Raw genomic sequence first — 16,446 nt, 5'->3', positions numbered from 1 at the left:
CGATCGCCCTCAAAGATCTCAAATGGCTTCTATATGCTCTGAACGATCTGCTGTAACCGGAAAGAATTGTAATCGATAAATACTTTCGCAAATTCAATTCTTTCTGGACTTGCCGAATTTAGAGGAAAACGATCGAATACAGCATTTAGTCCTTTTTCCCCCACTTGGGCGATGCGATCGCTCCAATATTTCGTAGCATCTGGATTTATTTTGGTTAGTAATCGAACCATTTCATCCATTTTGATTTTGTCGCCGTCATTATTGACAAAAGCACAAGTTCTCACTTGTCCGAGTCGTTCGGCAAAGATCTCAAATCGATTATTTGTCAGTGGAAAATCAACTAAAGCACGTCCATAGTCATAGTTTGGTAAGAGTTCTTTATTCCCATTTAGATCGACTTGAATCCCCCAGTTACGGTCGTGGCGGTCGGGATTATCGATCCAGTAGTCGTGGAGTAAATATCCGACAAATAAATCTTTTGCCATGCTAATTTCTGGTGGCGAATTATATCCAGAAGGCAACCCGATATCGAGGCGGTCGAATACAGCAATCACATTCTCGATCGCATACAGTCGTTCGTTGTCAGCAAGAACTTCTTGCATTAGCCTCATCCCCGATCGCTCTTGCGCTTCCAGCTTCATATAACTGGGAGAAAGAATCGCTCGAAGATCTGGCTCCGTTTGGCACATCTCATAAGTAGCCGTAGGCAATCCCATCGCAGTTGCAAGTTCGGCTCCGAGTTTTTCGATCCATACCCGACTTAGTTCTCTAGGTTCGTTATCGATCTTGAAGATAGCTATTTGTTCGCGAGTTAGATCTGTCTGTCTCCAAGGAATTTTATATTTTTCTTCGGCTCCACCTAGAAACTTTTCACTTCTATCGAGAGTTTCCCTAAGAACGGTAATAATTGGATATAGATTTGACATTTAAAGTAGTTTAGATGTCTTGAAACAATCTATGAGCGTAAGCATTTTTACCATGAATGATAATTTTGAGCAGGACTGAATGACCCTGGCGTTTGCTAGGATCGGTAAAATTGATAATCTCGATCTGAATAATTTCGCCATCAATGAGTTCAAAGTATTGTTCGAGATATCCAAGGATTACACCTTCAAATTCCAGGCAATATTTATCTTCAGCTTTGATTAAGCTAAACTTCCCAGATCGATCTCTAATCTGTTGCCAAATTTTTCTTGGTTCTTGTCTTTCTTCTACACCACTCAAAGCACAGTAAAAGATATAGTTGCCTGACGCATCGGGTTCGATCGACGGGCAAATACTAAATTTATCGCCACAAATTCTTCCTCCATATCGACTGACATAAGCTATTTTATCGATCTGGGGATAATCTAACTTTAGAAATTCACAATCATTTTTAACATCATTTCGTAACAGGGGCATTCTATTCCGAAATATGTGTGGAAAATCTCGATTTACAACATCTAGCTCCGACCAAATCAAGAGATCCTTATAGCCTGGATACAGGGCTGATATTTCCTCATGGTTGCTAGTGTACTGAGCTGTATACCCACCTTCGACGATCGTTAATTTAGCCAAAGGCTCCCATTTTTGAGTATCCTTTCGTACCCAACCCAAATACAGTCCATTTACGGTTGGACTTTCAATAATATTGGCAGAAAACTCTTCTTCATTAATTCCAACATCACGAACATTCACCTTAGAAATAACTCTGGTCACAGCCGATTTCGTATTCATATCTTCGATGATGAGGATCGTACGGGAATAGATTAATTATATCATTTTCACCAAATTATCTCGAACATCCACGGCTGCGTTGCCTGAGTTCTAGCGAAGATGCTTGGGCGATTTCAAGAGCGATCTGTGCCTGTTCGGTAGCAAACGCCGAAGCCGCGTCTAAGTTAGCTCGGTCTGCGGCACAAAGCTTTATTCGGTCAGACTCGAAGGTCTTAAAAAACTTATTCGTCATCTTGAGATTTGGATCGCCAGTTGCCGCTTTACCATGCTGAGATAGTTGCAATTTATAGATGTCAAACTTCTCTAGAGCGTCGCTGCCCTCTGGTTTAGCGCGTCCTTCAGGAGAGTTGACATAGTAGTTCTTGAGATCGATGATTTGCTTCAAGGTCACTGGGATACTGCTTGAGTGTGGTAACTCTGACGATCGATTTCCCAAAGGGAACGCTGCTTGTCTTGACGCACACAACTCGGAGGTTCCCTCCGAGTCGATGCGTCGCTGGTGAAACGCACGCTGAGGTTCCCTCAGCGCGATTTCATCCGCTACGCGAACGATTGTCAGATCCTGCTCTTCTAATATGTAAGCTGGCGCGTCTTTATAGCCAGATAGTTTCGTCAATAAATTGAGATCTATACGCTCGATATTGGGAAATCCCACAGGTTCCCATCCCCCCAGTGTCTCGATCGCCTTAAAGATTTGGCGATGCGGACGCATCCGGTAAGCCGTCAGAGTGTCGCCATCTCGTTTGATGTCGAGTCGTCCGGTTTTGATCCGTTCGCGCCCCTTGACTACCATATTTGCCATCATCACCGCCCGATCGAAGTTCTGTCTCTCGATCTCGCCCAGATCCATGCGATGCTCCTGGCTTTTATCATTAGCCGCCCTAATCAGTGGCAGGTTGTCGGGGGTGGTCGGGACTTGTCGAGCGACCGCATTCCAACTTACCCCAATCTCGCTGCCCTTATATGCCCGACTACCTTGAAGATAAGTGATGCCATTGACCTGATTATCTTGCCGTAGCGCAAACAGGACATCGATTTGGGACTCCTGCAAGCGATCGATCCAAGTCTCTAGATTGGGGCAGTTTTCAAGGGATCGATCGACTAGTTGGAAAATCTCTAGGTCTGGATTTAGCTTATGAACCTTTTCCTGCTTTACCTCCCAGGAATTTTTAACGGGCTGCAAGCCAAAATCGCGCTCGATCCCTCGAAGAATCGGTTGAATCTTGAACCGATCCCAACTATCAGAAACTCTTCGACCGTAGACATCAACAGCATTCACAACGATATGTAGATGGTCGTGGTCGTGGGGCAAATCGTGTCCTGGATCGTCGCGGTGGTGGGCGATCCCGATAAATTGACAGTCATCGTAACCCATGTGCGTCATAACTCGATTGACGATCGATTCCCGATCGAGACGATCTACAACATCCCCAGGGGCGAAAGACAGGGAGATATGCCGCACGGGTAGTTTGGTCGTAGGTCGGAGACTGGCAACCTCATTAAATTCCCGCGCCAAGTCGGTAGGATTGTTCCCAAACATATAGTTAGCAATAATTTCTGGTCGTTTTTCAGGATTGAGCAAATAATCGAGCAGTCCTTTAAAATTGCTGCCATGTGTCGTGCGACTAATCATAGCTTGGCTCCTAACTTAGCTAGTTCGTCTCTAATTTCGGCAAGCAACCGCTGATAGTTGCTAAATGTACTCCCTGTCAGGTTAGCCGTGTTAATCCCCTTGGCAATGCGATCGAGGTGATGACCTTGCTGTCTGAGTTCTTTATGGATGAGAATCTTAGCAGGATCGACAACCGAAATGGCTTTAACGGCAGTTTTTTGGAGTTGCCCGATGGGTTGTAATCCTCTCCATCGCAAATATTGGGTCAGTGGCATATTTACCGACTTTGCTCGATCGTGTAGTAAATCGAGATCGGCATTGCTGACTCTGATTTTGAAGCTATTTACTTTAACATCGGGACTATGAGGCTTGGTCATTGTTCGATTACCATCAAGCTACGTTTAACTAAAAGTCGGATTCAACTTGCAAGACAAGTGGTTACATTTGTGAAGTGTGAAAACCGATGTTTTATTACAAGACTCGAAGCTTGCGCGTCGTCTAACGACGATCGCTAATTTCGCTCGCGCACAACTTTTAAAATTAGTTCTAGTGGGTGTCAAGAGGGTGGTAATCCTTTTGCCAGATGAGTCAGTTAAAGGTGCCGCAGGTATTAAAGAATGTACCCACGAATGACATGGCTGGCTAAGGCTAAAATTAGCCAACAGGGCACAGCTATTAGCGGGTGAGTAATACGGGTTAATATCGATACTAACTCAAATCCTTAAATTAGTACTAGAAATATCGAGCATGGGGCAACAATTACCGCTGTGAGCGATAAGAATAGAATTTAGTGGTGACAAACTGCTTCCAAAATGGCAGTATTTTCGAGTTATGGTGACAGATTGCCACCATAAAGGCGGTATAAATAGCAATCGAAATTGGTAAAATCTGGGTGGTTCGATCGAACTTTTGTCAATCTGTCACCATTTATTTATAGTTGACCCAGAAATAATCCTAATTGGCTATATTTGGAGAAACGATCGAATTAGTCAATTATGACTGAATCAGCAAGGAAGAGAATTACCATCGATTTTTCGGGCAACGATCGTCGATTACAAGCGATCTATGCTTACTTAACCAGAGCTAATTTATCGCGAGAGATGACGATCGAGGCATTAGTGGCTCACTATTTACCAGGCGCGATGTTAGTCGATCGCGGCAAGTTGTCAGACAAAGAATTATTAACGATCGGGTATCAGTCGTTGGATCGCTTGCTCGGTCACATCAATTCATTGGTCGATCTCTATAGCCTAGAAGGTCTGCCATTTCCGATTGATGGATTGGCGAGAAGGGTGTCATTTTTGGGTCAATTGTCTCAGCCAATCGCCGTCGAGCGATCGGACAAAAAGGTCGGTGAAGACAATGTGGAGGACGACCCAGAGGATGATGATGACGAGGTAGTACTGATTCCACCGCAAAGATCTAGCAATTTTTCAGGATTGAAGTAGATATTTGTAGATCGCCACACGGATGGTAACTATGGCTAGACGCAAGCTGATGTCTATTGCCGTTGACTTTGGAGCTAGTGCGACCAAAGTAATCGGTATTTGTGAGGGGGTAATAGTATCGTCGATTATGTCTCCTGAAGTCATTGAAATCGATCGATCGAGTCTAGAGGGGAAGCTAGACGGATACAGCATCGGCAAAGGCTCTCGACACTCAACAGGAGAGTACGCTTTTGTGGGAGTCGCAGACCGCTACTATGCTGTCGGGGCATTGGCGCGACGGTTTGGGGCGTTTCAACGCTTTAAGCCACTCAAGGTCGAATCTGCTGCCTATAAAGTTTTAGCGGCGACATCGCTCTTAGCGGATCGGTTCGACTTAGGACACAGTTTCGATCTGTCGCTGGGGTGTCTGTTACCGCCGAGCGAACTCGCCGATGAGGAGTTATTACAGGGTCGATTGGGCGAGTTTTTAGCCGAGTTTGACTCGCCAATGGGTGCGATGAATGTCAATTTGACGAGTGCTACTTTTTATCCAGAGGGCGCGGGCATCCTCGAACTATATCAACATCGACATCCCAGTAATCTCCAGTCGAGAGTGGGCATCTTAATGGCAGGACATCGCAACTTGACGTGCTATATCGCCACCGATGGTATGGTAGCTGGGTTTGCCAGTTGCGACTTAGGCTTTAACAGTTGGGTCAAGGAAGTAATGAACAAGACGGCTGGATATCAGTTAGAAACATTGAGCGTAGCACTAGCTCGATACTGGACGAGCAAAGATGTTGCCACACTTCAACCGATTTTGCGAAGGCAGGACGAGCGATCGTATCCAGCAGAAATCGTGCGATTAGTTGAGGTCATCGAGCAGACCCATAAAATATATTGTGAGTCGGTCTTTAATTGGCTCGACGAACAATTGCCCAGCGATCTAGCAGCGGTGATGATGTCTGGGGGTACGGCAGATGTGCTGCAAGCTGAATTTGTGGCTTATTTTGACGCTCGATTACCCGCACATGCGGAGTTGGGTGGTAAAGCCGCAATTTATGGTAGCAACATCGGCTTTCACTTGCCGCAACTAGACGTGCCGGAGGGATACCAAGCGAGGATGGCCGATGTTTACTGCCTGTGGGAGTACTTAATGCCCAAACCCCGACTCAAATCGACACCTAAATCTCTAGCTAAATCTACTTCAAAAAATTAGACGCTCGTGAATAAGAAAGTAATCGCTCATCTCGATGGAACTGACAACCCCCAGGGCGAACGAACGACGATCTTGGTCAGCATTAGTGAAAAAGGGGGGATGGGTAAAACGATCGTGGGGTTAACAGCAGCAGAACAGCTTACCGCTGCCAATCGCTCGTTTTTTCTAGTTGATGCTGATGTTTCGACTCCGAATGTGGGTTTAACTTATGCACCCCAGATGTATCGAGAGTTTAAGGATGTGGCACTCCAAGGCGGTCGAGCTAGTACCCCCACCCTCTCGCGTAAGGGCAAGGGTAGCGAGTCAGATCGATTGACGCTACAAGAGCAGATCGTATTTACGGGCAACCCAGATAACTATTTTCACGCTGACAAAATATTTGAACTGGCGAAAGTTCGTGATGTGCTACTAGTGTTGCCGTCCCAGGTGGCGACACATATCAATCAGTGGCTCGAACAAAATGATGCGGTCGAAATGCTCCAAGATCCCGAAAATACGATCGATATTGTCTTCTTGTTCATTACCAATGGCACCCGCGAGTCATTGGATTTATTTGTCGAATCAGTGGAGCGATTTGAGGGGCAGATTCCCCACGTACTCGTTAAGAATTTAGGTGCCCCGACGGATATCCGGTGGGAGCGGGGGGATTTTGACCCCGATGGCAAGATTCAAGCACTGCTCGATAAGTATGGATTTAAATCGATCGTTTTCCCCGAAATGCTGGTAGCTCCAGAGGATAAAAATAAGATTCTCAGCGAATATATTCCGTTTGGTGCGGCACTAGCGGATACCTGGATGTCAGATCCCTCGAAGCGACGGCTCAATAAATGGCTCAGGGAAGCAACTCAGGTATTAGGCAGTACTGGCTATATCCCCTATCATCCTAAGTACCTCCCACCGCAGACGGCAGAAGCTGATGGTACTACGCCAGCAGTCGATCGCACGGAGCAGACCCAACAGTAGCTAACCAAACACCTGCGAGTTAAGAGCGAATGCTGCACTTAATCCCCAGCAATAGATATACGGATTTGTGTACTAAAGCGATCGAGTCGATCTTGAAGACTTACGATCTAGGGCACGATACTAAAGACTTTACTTTATGCGACAGGTGGGATCTAGATAAATTAATCGACACACAAACGACCGTGCCAGGGGTGATCGAGAATGTGGTGCCAAGTCAATTGTGGGATTATCTGGTCGAAGCTGAAATTGGGATGCTCGACGACACCTATTACTGGCAACCACTTCCTACCGATGCCTGGGAAGCGGATCGGGTGGTAGCGGAATTAGAGCCTTTGATGACAAAGAACATCAAGGTACAGTTTTTGATGCCAATGACTATTTCCCAACAGCAATGGTACTCTATGCTTGCCACAGGAATGAAAACTAAAACGATGCAGACTATATACCAATATGGGACGCGCCTTGATGTCCTCGAACCGCTGGAGATGTCTACGCTTGTCTATACCTTGCCAGATCGGAGCCTCCATCGCTCGCTGATGGTGGCTTTTACGCGGTTGACTCCCAAGACGCGCAGTACCGTTAAAGAGATAATCCGAGTGTTTATCGAGCCGTTGGATGCAATTTTGGCAGAATATCGAAGGCTGCCAGAATTATTTTAAGATCGAAGCGGTCCGATCGAGTGAATAAAGCTCAAAAGCTGATGCGGCAACGATTATTGCGACTCAAATAGTTCCAAGTAATTACTTGGAACTATTCGGTCTAGCAGAATTCATATCTGACTAAGCTTTTAGTCAATAGTCGATCGCAAATTGAGATCCATTCGATCGTGCTATTAATGGCTGAAACTGCTTACCAGTCTCAATTAAACCGATTTGACATAGTTCCAAGTAATTACTTGGAACTGCGGAGATAGCTCAAAACCACTTCTAGCGGTACATTTCCGGCAATTAACACTTTTACAGCAGCTACTTGTTCGGGTCTAACGGAGACGGTATGCGATTTGTACTTGCCATCTGGTTCCTTCTGCTTGTAACTGAGATGCCAATTATCTCATACAAGAATTATTAATTAGACAACAACAACAACGACCCTCTTCTTATACAGAAGTCAAAGATAGATAGTTACATGGTTTTATTTCTACAACGTGTTTTGTGGTACGATTACACCATGAAGTTAAACATTCAGAAAGGAATCGACCCCCATACCAATGAAATCGTCTGGCTGATGCTCGACGATCGCTACGAGGTAGTCGAACCCATCCAACGCTATCTCACATACCTCAGTACTGGTAAGTCTCCTAATACCGTCGAGGCATACGCTTACGATCTCAAATTCTGGTGGAAATTTCTCGAACTTAAAACTCTAGACTGGCGCAATATCAACCTAACTGACGTGGAAGATTTTGCGTACTGGTTGAGAGTTGGGGATACAACCAAAGTCGTATCCATGCAACCAGTGCAGGCAATCCGGTCTGAAAAGACCGTCAATCGAGCGATTACTGCCATTACAGGCTTTTACGAATATCACATCGCTAACGGTCGAGTAGACTTCAAACAGTTCGATAGATTTCACATGCCTTATGGGATTGGCACCAGAGGATTGCTCACGGGTATCGCCAAGAGCAAACCCACCAGACAGAAGCTAGTCAAGCTCAAGGAGCCGAAGAGCTTTCCAGGTTGCTTGACCGACGAGCAAGTAGCAACGCTAGTGGATGCCTGTCATCGCCTCAGAGACAAACTTATCGTCCTCATGCTCAACGGTACTGGCATGAGAAAGGGTATTAGACGACACTGTTAATGGCGGGTCGTGACAGGGTATTGGCGGGTAGGTGACAAAAAGAAGTAATCCGGTATGACAAGTAAGACCGAACCAAAAATAGAGTCAAAGCCAGCCAAAAAGAAAGACACTAGAAAATCTCCCCAGGAAGAGAGAAAGTCAAGTGTCTGGAAAAACTATCCATTTATATCAGAAAAGAGCGTATATGAACGCAAGAGAAATCGGCTTGAAGCAAGTCGAAGCAGCTTATGTAGCTGAAATATCCGAGCGAACGGGGCAACGCATCGAAGCAGGAGAACATCAACCAAATCGGGGCAAAGTAGCAGAGCGTAAAAATACCCAAGATCCATTGGGAGATGTATGGGACAAAGAACTAGAGCCAATGCTCAAACAAGAACCCAAGCTCAAACCGATGACATTGTTCGAGCATCTTCAGGATAAATATCCAGGACAATACCCCCAGGTATTAAGAACGATTCAAAGACGAGTCCAAACCTGGAAAGTGCTGCATGGTCCGAGTCCAGAAGTGATGTTTGAACTACGTCACGAACCAGGCATGATGGGACTCTCCGATTTTACCCAACTCAAAGGGATGGAGATAACGATCGCTGGCAAGTCATTCGAGCATTTGATTTATCACTATCGACTTGCTTACAGCGGCTGGCAATATGCCCAAATCATCCAAGGTGGGGAAAGCTTCATTGCCCTAGCTGAAGGACTTCAGAATGCCCTAGCCGCCTGTGGTGGCGTACCCAAACAACACCGTACCGACAGCCTGAGTGCAGCCTATCGGAACCTGGGCGGAAATAAATCCCTAACCCGCTTGTACGATGAACTGTGCGACCACTATCGGATGCAGCCGACCCGCAACAATACAGGTGTTGCTCATGAAAATGGTGCGATTGAATCGCCCCACGGTCATCTCAAAAATCGGATTAAACAAGCGATTTACCTGCGTGGTAGCAATGATTTCGACACTCTGGAAGAATATCAGTTGTTGATTGAAGCCGCAGTGGCCAAACTCAACCAGCAGTGCCAACAGAAATACGAACAGGAGAAACTTCATCTTCAATCCTTACCAAAATATCGTATCCCTGACTATGAAATCCTTACTGCTTGCGTCAGCACCAGAAGCACGGTTGAGGTTCGGTGCGTCCTTTACACAGTGCCATCGCGATTGATTGGACGGCAATTAGAGTTACATCTTTATCACGACCGAATTTTAGGCTATTTGGGCACCCAACTAGTAGTCGAGCTGCCCCGAATTCGAGTCACACAAACTGATAAGCGACGGGGACGGTGCATTAACTACCGACACGTAATTGAAGGTTTGCGGCGCAAACCAAGAGCCTTTATTTACTGCACCTGGCAACAGGAGTTATTACCCACTCCAGCGTTTCGAGAACGGTGGTTAGAACTAACCGCTCAGTTCGACTTAGACACAGCAGCGGTGTTGATAGTCGAAGCTTTGTACATTGCCGCCACCCAAAATCAGGAAGCGGCTGTCTGCGACTATCTCGAACGAGAACTCAAGGCTCAAACCCTGACGCTCAAGCAACTTCAACAGCACTTTCGTCAGGATTGTCCTGAAAGTTTTCCTCAAGTGACTGTCACACAACACGATCTCTCCAGCTATGACCAGCTCATTGATGCCAATGCCTCCGACCACAGCTCTAAGTTCGAGTCCCCCTACAGCCCCCAGTCCCCACCAGCACCTCATTCTCCACCTCAAGCAGCTCCGATTAACTCACATGCTCGCCCACTGGGAATCTCTGGAACACCAAGCTATACAAGAGCAATGGTCTTATGCCAAATTCTTGTTGGCATTATGCGAACAAGAAACACACCGCCGCAACGCTCTCCGGTTGCAACGGGCACTCACCGAGGCTCAACTTCCCAGCGCAAAAAGTTTTTCCAACTTTGATTTTACTCACTGTCCCAACTTCAATCCTGCTCCCTTGATGCAGTTGGCTGAAGATGTCACCTGGCTGGAACGAGCTGGAAATTGTCTGATTTTCGGTCCTTCTGGAGTGGGTAAAACTCATCTGGCTGCTGGATTGACTCGCAAGATGGTGGAGTTGGGTAAGCGAGCTAAGTTCTTTGCTGCTAATGCTTTGGTTCAGGAGTTGCAACATGCCAAGCTGCAATTACAATTGCCCGCTTTACTCAGGAAACTCGACCGCTACGATCTGCTGGTGCTTGACGATCTGGGCTATGTCAAAAAATCTGAGGCCGAAACTTCAGTACTGTTTGAATTAATCGCTCATCGTTATGAGCGTAAAAGTTTACTAATTACTGCCAATCAGCCTTTCAGCCAATGGGATTCAATCTTTGTGGATTCGATGATGACGGTTGCTGCTGTCGATCGATTAGTGCATCATGGCACGATTTTTGAAATCAAGTCTGATAGCTATCGTCGTCAGGCTGCTAACGATCGCCTGAACAACTCTCAATCTTCCTAACGACTATATTTTTTGTGCCCCTGTTGCCACCGATCGTTACTTGTCATTTCGATCTGAGGACAGCTTTCGCGACACCTACCTGACAATAACCTGTCGCGACACGTCAAAACACGGTTCTTCCGAGCTTTTGGTGAAAGTGGGCGATCGAGCTACGCCAACGATCGGAGGCGGTGAGTAACATGAGAATATGACCCAATTTCTTAAATGCCTACTCCCAGGTTTCCAACTACTGCGGTTGGAACACGAGGAAATCGACACAGATGAGTATCACATTACCGCAAACGTCTCCTCAACCCAAGCATCAGTCCAGTGCCCAGTGTGTGCGAATCCAACCACACGCATTCATAGCCGTTACGAACGAACATTAGCAGACCTGCCCTGTGTCAACTACAGTTTGACTCTGGTGATGCAAGTGTGTAAGTTCTTCTGCGATAATACCGATTGCATTCGGCGAATCTTCACCGAGCGGATACCGGAAGTGACCGCTCCGTGGGCAAGAAAGACCAGTAGATTAAGCCAAAAAATTCAGACGATCGGATTAGCACTGGGCGGTGCAGCAGGTGCTAGCCTGTGTGGTCACATCGGTATTGTAGCTTGCGGAAGTACGCTATTGAATCACCTCAAGAAGTTATCTCTACCAGCAGTTAAGATTCCTAGAATTATGGGTGTGGATGATTTTGCTTTTCGCAAAGGCGAGCGATACGGTACGATCTTAGTTGATTTAGAACTTAACCAACCGATCGCTCTATTAGCAGACCGCAAAGCAGAAACCTTAACAAATTGGTTGATAGAACATCCTGGGGTCGAAATACTTTCGCGAGATCGCTCGAAAACTTACAAAAGTGCAATGGACAAAGGGGCACCAGCAGCCATTCAAGTAGCCGATAGATTTCATCTGGTGCAAAACCTGGAAGAAACGCTAGAAAAAGTCTTCAGCAGCTATAGCAACGAACTCAAAGCAATCGAACAACAGCAACGGCAGACTTTTGTTCCTAACGAAACCGTCGTGGTTGTAACCGCTCGACCGACTACCACAGCCAAGCTCCAAGTCCAAAAGCTAACGAACTATCAACAGCGCGTGCAACAACAACAAAAAATCAAGCGGCTGAGCGAACAGCAATGGTCACAGATTGCCATTGCTCAGGCGGTTGGGGTCAGCGTGCGAACCGTCCAACGCCATCTAGCCGCACCTGACTTGCCGGAAATAGCTGCGACGAACGACCGATCGGGTCGAAGCTTACTGGAACCCTACAAGCAGTCACTGCTAGAGTGGTGGAATGCAGAAATTCGCCAGCCAAAAGTCCTGATGGTCTTATTAAAACAGCAAGGATACACTGGTAGCGAACGCACTCTAACTCGTTATCTGGGTTCGGTCAGAGCTGCTCAAGGCTTACCACCGAGCCGAGTGAAACCTACCCTCGGTTTACCGATAGCGATCGATCCTCAACTTGAGCCATTAACTAAAAGTCGAGCTGCCTTTTTAATTTTGAAGCGGGTGGAGCATCGAGACGCAGAGGATACCAAACTCATCGCTAGGATCGTCTCGCAGCATCCAACCTTAGCCTTAGCCGTTGAGCTAGCAGATGAGTTTTTACGACTGCTGCGAGAGCAACGAGCAGATGCTTTTGATGATTGGTTGCTTAAGGCTGTTAAAAGTTCGCTCAAACCCATTGTCCAGTTTGCTGAAGGTTTGTTTGAGGACTATGCTGCTGTTAAAGCCAGTATGATGACAACCGTGAGCAATGGTCCAGTCGAAGGTTTGAATAATCGCTTGAAAATGTTAAAGCGACAGATGTATGGACGTGCTGGACTAGATTTACTCACCAAACGGTTTCTTCTGAATCTGTAACAATGCTTCTTTTCCCGATCGTTGGCGTAGCTCGATCGCCCACTTTCACCAAAAGCTCGGAAGAACCCAACCTCATTGTCGTCTAACACCATGCCAATGCCAGTTTTAGGGTCAGAAAATCGCCAATTAAAGGTCGATAAACAACGCCTTTCGCAGTTAGATTTTGCAGATTAGCCAGGACGAAGGTAATGCCAACGCCAGCCGCTGCCAACCCCAAGCGAGTTTGAGCCAGTTCCGCTTCCTGGACGATCTTAGGCACAAACCCCGATCGATCGCAGCAGTTGATGAAATTAGCATGAAGAATCGGTGCTAGCGATCGCGGATAAAAAATCAGCGGCTCGGTTGCCAACGACTCGATCGCGATTTGTGGTTGTCGAGCCAGTCGATGAGCCGCAGGTAGCGCAGCGATGTAAGCTTCTTCAAACAAGGGATGAATCGAGAGGGACGGTTCGCGAATTGGCAGGTAGACGAAGCCCAGATCGATTTGGTGAGTACGCAAGGCTTCAACTTGAGTTTCGGTACCGCCGCTGGTGAGTGTCAATTCGACTTGGGGATACTGCTGTCGGTAAGTGCTGACGATCTTGGGAGCAAGGCTAAATAGTGTCGATTCGGTAAAGCCAATCCTGAGTTTGCCATTAGCTCCAGCCGCCACCTGTTTGGTGAGAGCGATCCCTTCCGCGACTTCATCGAGAATGTTGCGGGCGATTTCGAGAAATTTTTGTCCGGCGAGCGTCAGTCTTACCCAGTGTTTGGTGCGATCGAATAGTTGAATGTCTAAGCTATCTTCTAAGGCTTGAATTTGCTTGCTCAGTGCGGGTTGACTCAGGTGTAATGACTCAGCCGCGCGGCCAAAATGTAGCTCCTGCGCCACGGCAACGAAATATTCGAGTTGACGGAGTTCCATCTGTACGCTCCGGTGATAACTGCTAGTTATTAAGCCATAGCCGATCGGAAATAACAACCCCCTACTTTGCTTTTAGGATGAATTTAGGCAGTTATTAACCTTAATTATAGGAGCTACCGCGATGAACGCCAATCGTCCCGAAGTAACCGATCGATCGCTCTCCCGCCGCAATATACTTCAACTGATGGGACTCAGTGCTGCCAGCGCAGCCATTCCCTCCGTTCTACATGGATGTACTACCCAAGTTCAAGGACAAGCATCGCCACCTGCATCTAATCGAACTGCCCCATTAATTACCAAAGAGATTCCTCGCACCAAAGAGCGAGTGCCTGCGATCGGATTGGGCACCTTTTTAACGTTTGATGTATTATCGGATCGATCGCGAGATAACATCCAGCAAGTCATGCGTCGCTTTTGGGATGGTGGCGGACGACTGCTCGATGTTTCTCCGCTCTATGGGATGTCAGAGGTGAATGTAGGCGAATTTGCCAAAGCACTCGGCATCACCGACAAGCTGTTTATTACTAACAAAGTGTGGGCGACGGGTGAATATTTGGGAGATCGCGCTCAGGCACAGCAACAGTTCGATCGATCCTTGCAACGCTTGTCACGCGATCGTTTAGATGCCATGCAGGTACATAGCTTGGTGAATGTAGATGTCATGCTACCGTTGCTCAAAGAGTGGAAACAAGCTGGTAAAATCCGCTATGTGGGCGTGACGCATCACGAGATGCCCTTGTATTCGCCAGCCCTACTCAACTGGATCGAAAAAGGCGATCTAGATTTCGTGCAGATTCGCTATTCGATTCTAGAACGGAGAGCCGAGGAGCGGATTCTGCCAACGGCAGCAGAGCACGGCACCGCTGTATTAGTCAATATGCCATTTGAGAAAGCACGCCTATTTGAAGTCGTGCGCGGGCAACCGCTACCAGAATTTGCCCGCGAGATCGGCTGTGAAAACTGGGCGCAATTTTTTCTCAAGTACGTTATCTCACATCCGGCGGTGACTGCGGCGATTCCCGCTACCACCAATCCCGCGCATGTCGCTGAAAATATCGGCGCAATGACAGGCTCGCTGCCAGATAAGGCGATGCGCGCCCGCATGGTGAAACACATGGAGAGTCTGCCCGGATTTGACAAACTCGCACAGATGCCCCCATATCCAGGTAAGCAATTTGCTGGATTAGTCAGTCTGCCCGGTTTGGCTGCTACTAAAAATGTTAGAACTTAGGTTAATTCAACCTTGTACTGAGGTCGATCGGGATTCTACTACGAATGCCTTGCTGAAATAGTCATTAACAACCCAATCTTGACACAGCGTTCGATCGCGCCAACCTCATTAATGTTTTTTTTGCACGATCGTACTGCCTAAAAAAGACATTGTTAATCTTTTAGACGCGAATCTATACTTGAACTATCGCCGCTAATTTTGCCAGTGCGTTGGCTTCTGACGAAGTAATTCTCAAGCAGCAATGTGCGCTCGATCTCTGTAAATGACATGCTACCAAATTTACATAGATCGTAAATATTAATAGATCCCTTGAGATTAACTCAAAAATTTTCTTCATCTCATCCCCAGGAGGACAATCGTGAATCTAAATCGCTTCCGAGTTTCCAGCTCGATTGCCGCAACCGCCTGGTTTACAGCTTTACCGTTGTCACTCGTCAGCAGTCTGGCAATTGCTCCGGCTGCACATGCAAGGCCCGCACCAAACTGCGTTTCAGTCACAGCAGATCGCGCTGGGAACATCACCAGAACGATCCGTGTCTATAATAGTTGCCGTCGCCAAGTGCGCGTAAAAATTATCATTGCTTTTGGAGGTGATGGTACCTGTGTCAGTCTCCCTGCAAACAGTGGATATAAACAGCAATTTCTCCTTCCGGCAAAGCTCGACGGTCTCCGTTCTTGTTAGGAATTTTGATAACCCGATCGCAAATCTACTCGCGATCGAACTTCGAGTAACGATCGACCTTTGAAAGGGTTGGGATACAAAAGACCTCCTGCGAAAGTGTCTAGCGATCGCTTGTAATGCTTACTGAATCTCTCGATCCGAGCTAGGTCGAGAAATTCATCGATCGGAGCTAGCTACTTAAACTAGTTCTTTATTACTAAATAGGGTTTTAATGCGCTCTGCTATTTCTGTAGATGAGACATCCTCCTGATGAGTCGCAATCCACCAATGATTCCCAGTAGGATCTTTGACACCTGCCGATCGATCGCCGCAGAATTCATCTCGTGGCTCCACATGTACTAATTCCGAATCCAGATACTCGGCCATCCTACAGTTACCAAAAAAATCGTATTGCTAAACCAAAATAGCCCCAGCAAACCTAATAAACCACTCATTGAGGAATTCTCTGGCACTGCCTGAATCAGTCGGTATCCTTGCCAAATTTGCCACAGTCGAAACAAGGTGTAAATCGAGCCAATTGTCACTACTAAACTAGGGAATATAATCGAGCTAAATACTTGCTCTGTCACAATTTGGATGACCATTACAGTTAAATAGAAACTGAG

The 16,446-nt window shown here is 46.7% G+C and carries 16 protein-coding genes and 1 pseudogene; 10 read left to right on the top strand and 7 right to left on the bottom strand.

Translation table 11 applies throughout. The annotated features are described in order from the left end of the window. Positions 1-29: 29 nt before the first annotated feature. From CHA6605_RS07700 to CHA6605_RS07685, 4 genes are read right to left on the bottom strand one after another with little or no spacing between them, the layout of a single operon-like run. Positions 30-926 carry a HipA domain-containing protein gene (locus CHA6605_RS07700; protein WP_015158918.1) on the bottom strand — a complete coding sequence of 299 codons (897 nt, stop codon included), beginning with the start codon at positions 924-926 and terminating at the stop codon, positions 30-32. A gap of 10 nt (positions 927-936) precedes the next feature. Then, complete coding sequence (locus CHA6605_RS07695; protein ID WP_015158917.1) at positions 937-1,716, bottom strand: hypothetical protein; 780 nt, start codon at positions 1,714-1,716, stop codon at positions 937-939. Positions 1,717-1,771: 55 nt separating this feature from the next. Further along, on the bottom strand, positions 1,772-3,349 hold the full coding sequence (locus tag CHA6605_RS31435) for a relaxase/mobilization nuclease domain-containing protein (protein ID WP_015158916.1): 1,578 nt from the start codon (positions 3,347-3,349) through the stop codon (positions 1,772-1,774). After that, a complete protein-coding gene (locus tag CHA6605_RS07685; protein ID WP_015158915.1) occupies positions 3,346-3,705 on the bottom strand; it encodes a hypothetical protein in 360 nt (119 codons plus the stop codon). The genes CHA6605_RS31435 and CHA6605_RS07685 overlap by 4 nt, the downstream gene beginning before the upstream one ends. 618 nt (positions 3,706-4,323) lie before the next feature. Between CHA6605_RS07685 and CHA6605_RS07675 the strand changes: the two genes are divergently transcribed. The 8 genes and pseudogenes from CHA6605_RS07675 (at position 4,324) to CHA6605_RS07640 (ending at position 13,024) form a co-directional block, all read left to right on the top strand. Then, positions 4,324-4,776, top strand: a complete 453-nt coding sequence (locus CHA6605_RS07675) for a hypothetical protein (protein ID WP_015158914.1) — start codon at positions 4,324-4,326, stop codon at positions 4,774-4,776. Between the two features lie 31 nt (positions 4,777-4,807). Beyond that, positions 4,808-5,974, top strand: coding sequence for a ParM/StbA family protein (locus CHA6605_RS07670; protein WP_015158913.1), 1,167 nt, complete (start codon positions 4,808-4,810; stop codon positions 5,972-5,974). Between the two features lie 6 nt (positions 5,975-5,980). Next, the gene (locus tag CHA6605_RS07665; protein WP_015158912.1) at positions 5,981-6,937 is read left to right on the top strand and encodes a hypothetical protein; all 957 of its coding nucleotides are present in this window, start codon (positions 5,981-5,983) and stop codon (positions 6,935-6,937) included. 29 nt (positions 6,938-6,966) lie between these two features. Further along, positions 6,967-7,596 (top strand): hypothetical protein, encoded by a 630-nt coding sequence (locus tag CHA6605_RS07660; RefSeq protein ID WP_015158911.1) that lies wholly within the window; start codon positions 6,967-6,969, stop codon positions 7,594-7,596. Between the two features lie 466 nt (positions 7,597-8,062). After that, positions 8,063-8,734 carry a tyrosine-type recombinase/integrase gene (locus CHA6605_RS07655; RefSeq protein WP_015158910.1) on the top strand — a complete coding sequence of 224 codons (672 nt, stop codon included), beginning with the start codon at positions 8,063-8,065 and terminating at the stop codon, positions 8,732-8,734. Between the two features lie 184 nt (positions 8,735-8,918). Then, a pseudogene (istA, locus tag CHA6605_RS37165) lies at positions 8,919-9,920 on the top strand (IS21 family transposase); the annotation flags it as partial. 511 nt (positions 9,921-10,431) lie between these two features. After that, the gene (gene istB / locus CHA6605_RS07645; protein ID WP_269744604.1) at positions 10,432-11,175 is read left to right on the top strand and encodes an IS21-like element helper ATPase IstB; all 744 of its coding nucleotides are present in this window, start codon (positions 10,432-10,434) and stop codon (positions 11,173-11,175) included. Positions 11,176-11,362: 187 nt separating this feature from the next. Beyond that, entirely contained in the window at positions 11,363-13,024 is a 1,662-nt protein-coding gene (locus tag CHA6605_RS07640) for an ISL3 family transposase (protein WP_015158908.1), read from the top strand. Positions 13,025-13,106: 82 nt separating this feature from the next. On the opposite strand, the gene CHA6605_RS07635 is transcribed toward CHA6605_RS07640, so the two are convergent. Beyond that, the gene (locus CHA6605_RS07635) at positions 13,107-13,928 is read right to left on the bottom strand and encodes a LysR family transcriptional regulator (protein WP_015158907.1); all 822 of its coding nucleotides are present in this window, start codon (positions 13,926-13,928) and stop codon (positions 13,107-13,109) included. A gap of 121 nt (positions 13,929-14,049) precedes the next feature. Here CHA6605_RS07635 and CHA6605_RS07630 point away from each other — a divergent pair, with 121 nt between their 5' ends. Further along, positions 14,050-15,159 carry an aldo/keto reductase gene (locus CHA6605_RS07630; RefSeq protein WP_015158906.1) on the top strand — a complete coding sequence of 370 codons (1,110 nt, stop codon included), beginning with the start codon at positions 14,050-14,052 and terminating at the stop codon, positions 15,157-15,159. Positions 15,160-15,517: 358 nt separating this feature from the next. Beyond that, positions 15,518-15,841: a hypothetical protein gene (locus CHA6605_RS33835; RefSeq protein ID WP_015158905.1), complete on the top strand. Its 324-nt coding sequence runs from the start codon at positions 15,518-15,520 to the stop codon at positions 15,839-15,841. Positions 15,842-16,018: 177 nt separating this feature from the next. Here the strand turns inward: CHA6605_RS33835 and CHA6605_RS07620 are convergent, their stop codons facing one another. Then, the gene (locus CHA6605_RS07620; RefSeq protein WP_198288452.1) at positions 16,019-16,174 is read right to left on the bottom strand and encodes a VOC family protein; all 156 of its coding nucleotides are present in this window, start codon (positions 16,172-16,174) and stop codon (positions 16,019-16,021) included. A 5-nt stretch (positions 16,175-16,179) separates the two neighbouring features. Next, entirely contained in the window at positions 16,180-16,425 is a 246-nt protein-coding gene (locus tag CHA6605_RS31430; protein ID WP_015158904.1) for a hypothetical protein, read from the bottom strand. Positions 16,426-16,446 lie beyond the last annotated feature (21 nt).

This window comes from Chamaesiphon minutus PCC 6605, from assembly GCF_000317145.1.
GTDB lineage: Bacteria > Cyanobacteriota > Cyanobacteriia > Cyanobacteriales > Chamaesiphonaceae > Chamaesiphon > Chamaesiphon minutus.
This window is presented reverse-complemented; position numbering and strand designations above follow the sequence as displayed.

Bases quoted from the DNA above. Each gene is read 5' to 3' on its own strand.
- CHA6605_RS31435 (WP_015158916.1), bottom strand. From the start codon at position 3,349: ATGATTAGTCGCACGACACATGGCAGCAATTTTAAAGGACTGCTCGAT.
- CHA6605_RS07685 (WP_015158915.1), bottom strand. From the start codon at position 3,705: ATGACCAAGCCTCATAGTCCCGATGTTAAAGTAAATAGCTTCAAAATC.
- CHA6605_RS07655 (WP_015158910.1), top strand. From the start codon at position 8,063: ATGGTTTTATTTCTACAACGTGTTTTGTGGTACGATTACACCATGAAG.
- CHA6605_RS07670 (WP_015158913.1), top strand. From the start codon at position 4,808: ATGGCTAGACGCAAGCTGATGTCTATTGCCGTTGACTTTGGAGCTAGT.
- CHA6605_RS07640 (WP_015158908.1), top strand. From the start codon at position 11,363: ATGACCCAATTTCTTAAATGCCTACTCCCAGGTTTCCAACTACTGCGG.
- CHA6605_RS07630 (WP_015158906.1), top strand. From the start codon at position 14,050: ATGAACGCCAATCGTCCCGAAGTAACCGATCGATCGCTCTCCCGCCGC.
- CHA6605_RS31430 (WP_015158904.1), bottom strand. From the start codon at position 16,425: ATGGTCATCCAAATTGTGACAGAGCAAGTATTTAGCTCGATTATATTC.
- CHA6605_RS07700 (WP_015158918.1), bottom strand. From the start codon at position 926: ATGTCAAATCTATATCCAATTATTACCGTTCTTAGGGAAACTCTCGAT.
- CHA6605_RS07660 (WP_015158911.1), top strand. From the start codon at position 6,967: ATGCTGCACTTAATCCCCAGCAATAGATATACGGATTTGTGTACTAAA.
- CHA6605_RS07695 (WP_015158917.1), bottom strand. From the start codon at position 1,716: ATGAATACGAAATCGGCTGTGACCAGAGTTATTTCTAAGGTGAATGTT.
- CHA6605_RS07635 (WP_015158907.1), bottom strand. From the start codon at position 13,928: ATGGAACTCCGTCAACTCGAATATTTCGTTGCCGTGGCGCAGGAGCTA.
- CHA6605_RS07675 (WP_015158914.1), top strand. From the start codon at position 4,324: ATGACTGAATCAGCAAGGAAGAGAATTACCATCGATTTTTCGGGCAAC.